A 4,821-nucleotide genomic window follows, 5' to 3' on the forward strand; every position below is an offset into this window, starting at 1 on the left:
TACGGGGTTTACAATTGAGTAACAATTATTAAAGTTAAGAGAAAAGGTGGTTTTGTTGGGTTGCGCTTTCGCTTCACCCAACCTACGGGGTTTACAATTGAGTAACAATTATTAAAGTTAAGAGAAAAGGTGGTTTTGTTGGGTTGCGCTTTCGCTTCACCCAACCTACGGGGTTTACAATTGAGTAACAATTATTAAAGTTAAGAGAAACGATGGATAGTTTGCAGAAAATGCTACGGAATCAACAGGATATATTGGCGATGCAGTATTTAGCGCCTTTATCCGGGGAGTATCTGCCTTGGAGTGGCTATGCAATGCGCCCCAGTGGTTTGGTGCAAGTGGTGAATGAAATTGTGATTAATCAACGGTCTAAAATTGTGGAGTGCGGGGCGGGGGTTTCGACGTTGTATATTGCCCGGTTACTGCGTCAAAAGGGGGGACATCTTTATACGATTGAACATAATTTAGACTGGATGAATTGGATTCAAGGTGAGTTGGAACGGGAGGAACTATCTCACCTTGTCACTTTGATTTACGCGCCGTTACAAGCTACGGATTTATCGCTGGAAAATACTCTCTGGTATGATACGGAAATTCTCAACGCAACCCGAAGTTCTCTCCAAGGGATTGATTTATTATTGGTGGATGGTCCTCCGGCCTATGAGGAGTCGATTCAATATTCCCGCTATCCGGCGGTGCCTTATTTTTTGCCCCAATTTGCCCGGGATGTGACGGTGGTGCTTGATGATGCTAACCGTGAGGGGGAAAAGGAGATTCTTAAACGCTGGAAGGGGCTGCTCAAGGTGGGTTTTGAGCAGAAGGAGGGCTATATTGCGATCGCCCGTCTCCGTACCGATTGAATCACTGTACAGTAGAAAACCACTGTTCTAGGCGATCGCCAAAAGCTGCCATAGAATAGCGTTCTTCTGCCTCTTTGCGGCACACAGCGCGCTCGATTTGCTCAATTTGACGGATTCCTTGAATTAACCCTTCCACAGAATCCGGTTCCACTAACCAACCACTCTCCCCGTCTACGACTAATTCCGAGGGCCCCCCGCGATTATAGGCAATGACGGGAACTCCACAGGCCAGTGCTTCTAATACAACTCGACCGAGGGCTTCAATCCATTTGTGGGTCATCAACAGCGCTCGACATTGCCTTAATTCCCGTTGAAAGTCTTGGGTTGATAAAAACCCCCGATATTCTAAATCTGCTTGGGGATACTGGGCTTGTAGCTTGTGCCAATATTCGGAGTCCTGTAAATAGCCAAAGACTTTGAGGGGAACGCCAAGGGTGTGGGTAGCAGCGATCGCATCCTCTAATCCCTTCTCCGGTGAAATCCGACCCGCCCAAGCAAAGCTATCCCCGGGCTTATCATAAAACTCGTATTTTGTCAAGTCTATTCCCCCCCCTAGAATTCTAAAGGCCTCTGGGCAGGGATAGGTATTGGCTTGAGTTTGGGTATGAGCGCCGAGGGTTCCCGGACAGAGATCGGCAACTCGTGCGATCGCCCGATCCATCATTGCGGTCCAGGAGGCGATACAAATGTAGTGCAGCACTGGACGCTGAAAAAAGGGCGACAGGTATAGGGGAAGCCACTCATAGCCAAAATCTAGAATCAGGTCATAATCTCCCTGGACTTGACGGGCATAGTCCCACATATTAGCTAAAACCGCGTTATCGGGCAGGATGACGGGATCATCATAGGTGGGATGGGGGACTAAACCTTGTAAAGCGCCGGGAATTTCTGTCACCTTTAACCCTTCTAAACGCGAATCCAAGGGGGCGACAATTTCAACCTCATGGTGTCGGCTCAGCATTTCTCGGGCAATGGTTTGTAGATTCACTGCAACTCCCCCCAGACGACCACTTTTGAGGGAACTAACCGGACTAGAGATAAATAAAAGTTTCATGATTGTTCAGCCTTTGAGCGAGGGAGAGCGTTTAATTCGGGTTGCAACCAGGCCGCATGACCATTTTCCGTCAGATCGAGAAATTCCTCTAGATTTTGGCAGCGTCCCTCCTGCATATACTGACGAAAGAGAGCATTTAAACGGAGATTGGCCGTAAATTCAGCCTGTGCTGCCCTGCGGACGGTTGGGGTAAGTTCTAATTCTCCCCGGTCTAACAGGGATAAAATGGCTTGATAGGCTTGTTCTGCTGTTTCGAAGGCGTTGGCGGATTGGGTGATGGAGTTGTCCCGTTTGTAGTAGCGATAGAGGGGTTGAGGGTGAATGGCGACCTGTTGAGCGCGGCTGAGGAGTTCGAGGTTAAATAAAACATCAGCCGCAAAGGGAACCCTTGTCCACCCTGACCCGGCGAATTCCCGACGAAACACGGGGAAAAAGGGGACACGGGGGTTTAAGATGTCTTCGGCTGTGGCAAAACTTAGGGCGGTGCGGTCGGGGAAGGGACGCTTATAAAGCCGACCTTGGGCGTTGTAAACGCCTGTGTTATCCAAGGCTACGCCGAATTTTAAGGCGAGGGGAACTAACTCGGCGAGACGGTTGGGTTGATAAGCGTCATCTGCGTCTAAGTTGGCGATAATTTCCCCTTGGGCGATGGCGAGGGCGGCATTGCGGGCGGGTGCTTCCCCGGTGCCGTAACCTCCGGTATAGGCTTGTTTTAAGCGAGTGTCGGTAATCCCCTGTTGAGCAAGGTAGTCTAGATAGTCTACTTGGTCATCGGAACCCATCACTGCTTCCCAGTGGGGATAGGTTTGGGTCAGCAAGCTTTGGATGGTATCCCCAAGGGTTTGTTTAGCGCGGTAAGTGGGGATCAGGATACTCACGAGGGGAGACGAGGTGGAAGACATAGGGCTTGCTGAATAGGTCTGAGAGTGTGGAGTAGGGAGTCGGGAGTTGGCAATAGGCACTTGTGCCAGTTTGAGATGCTCAGATACCAGATCGGGTTTTTCCTGCTCCCTTGTTAGGTCTAGCGTTTAGTTTTTTCACCAGACCCGACAGAGGAGTGCTGAATTAAGGGTGGGGGAAAATCATCTTTCTCTAGTCAAGTTCATCATGACATGACCCGGGAAACCGGGAAAATCATCTTTCTCTAGTCATGTCAATCATGACATGACCCGGGAAACCGGGAAAATCATCTTTCTCTAGTCATGTCAATCATGACATGACCCGGGAAACCGGGAAAATCATCTTTCTCTCGTCAAGTTCATCATGACATGACCCGGGAAACCGGGAAAATCATCTTTCTCTCGTCATGTCAATCATGACATGACCCGGGAAACCGGGAATGGGGGGAGATAATTTGATTAAGCGCGATCGCACTTTTTCCACCCGTTCAAACTGTAACAGAGTTTCAATGATCACCGTATTTAACCGTTCAAGGGTCTTAAATTTCGACGTTTCCATGAGGTGCTGCACTTTTTCCACCACCTCCGCATAGTTGAGGGTGTCGTCGAGTTGGTCATTTTGTCCCACGGTGGAAAGGTCTAACCACAGAGTTAAGTTCACTTCAAACCATTGGCCTAAAACTTGTTCTTCCGGTAAAAAACCAACATAACCGTAGTAGCGTAACCCTGTAACTTCAATTGCGTCCATGTTTGAGGTGAGTTTCAAAGAATCATGTCCTATTGTTTCACGTTTCGCGTCTACCAGCGCCCTTTTTTGCACCCTTTGCACACCCATCACGGCCTCTGGAAGGTACGGGAGGGGATTATTCTCCGTTTGGAAAATTCACAGCAAGAGGTGGCCTGGGGGGAAATTGCTCCCCTACCGGATTTTGGGTCAGAAACCTTAGAGGATGCGATCGCCTTTTGTCAGAGTCTAGGCCCCCAAATCTCCCCCACCCTCCTTTCCAGCTTGCCCGACTCCCTCCCAGCCTGTCAATTCGCCTTTGAATCCGCCTTTCACCAGTTTCTCACCCCCTCCCCTCCCCTGTCCCTCCCTCCCTCCCGTTTTGCCTATCTCCTCCCCTCGGGCAAACCCGCATTAACCGCCTGGTATCCCCTCTGGCAACAGGGAGGCCGAACCTTTAAATGGAAAATTGGAGTCTTGCCCCTACACCAAGAATTAGACCTCTTCCAACAACTCGACACCCTCTTACCTGAAGGGGTGCAACTGCGCTTAGATGCTAATGGAGGACTTACCCCAGACCAAACAAGGGAATGGCTGAAAATTGGCGAAAACACCTCCCGCATTGAATTCCTCGAACAACCTTTACCCCCCGCAGAATTCCCCACCCTCTGCACCCTACAAGACCAATTTAAAACCCCCCTCGCCCTAGATGAATCCGTCTCCCGTTTAAACGACCTCAAAACCTGCTATAACCAAGGATGGCGGGGTGTTTTTGTCTTAAAAGTTGCGATCGCCGGATCCCCCCAAAAACTCCGCCAATTTTGCCAAACCCACCCCCTTGATCTCGTCCTTTCCTCCGTCCTAGAAACCCCAATCGCCCGCACTGCCGCCCTCCACCTCGCCCAAGAAATCGCCCCCCAACGAGCATTAGGCTTCGGTACAACCCAATGGTTCAAAACAGTCCAGAAAACTTGGTTAAACGACCTGTGGACAGCCTCCTAACCCACCTAGAAAACCCTCTCCACTGGTTAATTCATCCCCCCGCCAATCACTTCTTAAATCACCTCAATTCCTATCGCCAAATCCTGCAAACCTACCCCACCCCCCCGCGAATTTGCCTCGCCGAATCAGACCCCCCCAAATTTTGGGCTGCCTTCTTTGCCGCCCTACTCCACAACGCCCCCCTCTTCCTCTGTCACCCCCAATGGACTCCCCAAGAATGGCAATCCGTCCTTGAACTCACCCAACCCCAGTTAATCTGGGGACTCTCCTCCCCTCCCCCCA

5 protein-coding genes and 1 pseudogene are annotated in these 4,821 nt (G+C 50.3%); 3 read left to right on the plus strand and 3 right to left on the minus strand.

Annotated elements, in window-relative coordinates:
- The first annotated feature begins 212 nt into the window (after positions 1-212).
- Positions 213-860, plus strand: coding sequence for a class I SAM-dependent methyltransferase (locus K4A83_RS20775; protein ID WP_265266614.1), 648 nt, complete (start codon positions 213-215; stop codon positions 858-860).
- 1 nt (position 861) lies between these two features.
- On the opposite strand, the gene K4A83_RS20780 is transcribed toward K4A83_RS20775, so the two are convergent.
- From K4A83_RS20780 to folB, 3 genes are all read right to left on the minus strand, one after another.
- Complete coding sequence (locus tag K4A83_RS20780) at positions 862-1,914, minus strand: glycosyltransferase family 4 protein (protein ID WP_265266615.1); 1,053 nt, start codon at positions 1,912-1,914, stop codon at positions 862-864.
- Positions 1,911-2,816 (minus strand): glycosyltransferase family 2 protein, encoded by a 906-nt coding sequence (locus K4A83_RS20785; protein ID WP_265266616.1) that lies wholly within the window; start codon positions 2,814-2,816, stop codon positions 1,911-1,913. Before K4A83_RS20785 ends, K4A83_RS20780 begins: the two co-directional genes overlap by 4 nt.
- Positions 2,817-3,204: 388 nt before the next feature.
- Entirely contained in the window at positions 3,205-3,561 is a 357-nt protein-coding gene (gene folB, locus K4A83_RS20790; protein WP_265266617.1) for a dihydroneopterin aldolase, read from the minus strand.
- A 24-nt stretch (positions 3,562-3,585) separates the two neighbouring features.
- Between folB and K4A83_RS20795 the strand changes: the two genes are divergently transcribed.
- A complete protein-coding gene (locus tag K4A83_RS20795) occupies positions 3,586-4,539 on the plus strand; it encodes an o-succinylbenzoate synthase (protein WP_265266618.1) in 954 nt (317 codons plus the stop codon).
- A pseudogene (locus K4A83_RS20800) lies at positions 4,524-4,821 on the plus strand (hypothetical protein); the annotation flags it as partial. The gene K4A83_RS20795 and the pseudogene K4A83_RS20800, both read left to right, overlap by 16 nt.

Origin of the sequence: Spirulina subsalsa FACHB-351 (assembly GCF_026130165.1) — a bacterium.
Classification (GTDB): Bacteria; Cyanobacteriota; Cyanobacteriia; order Cyanobacteriales; family Spirulinaceae; genus Spirulina_A; species Spirulina_A subsalsa_A.

Bases quoted from the DNA above. Each gene is read 5' to 3' on its own strand.
- K4A83_RS20775 (WP_265266614.1), top strand. From the start codon at position 213: ATGGATAGTTTGCAGAAAATGCTACGGAATCAACAGGATATATTGGCG.
- K4A83_RS20780 (WP_265266615.1), bottom strand. From the start codon at position 1,914: ATGAAACTTTTATTTATCTCTAGTCCGGTTAGTTCCCTCAAAAGTGGT.
- K4A83_RS20785 (WP_265266616.1), bottom strand. From the start codon at position 2,816: ATGTCTTCCACCTCGTCTCCCCTCGTGAGTATCCTGATCCCCACTTAC.
- folB (WP_265266617.1), bottom strand. From the start codon at position 3,561: ATGGACGCAATTGAAGTTACAGGGTTACGCTACTACGGTTATGTTGGT.
- K4A83_RS20795 (WP_265266618.1), top strand. From the start codon at position 3,586: ATGTCCTATTGTTTCACGTTTCGCGTCTACCAGCGCCCTTTTTTGCAC.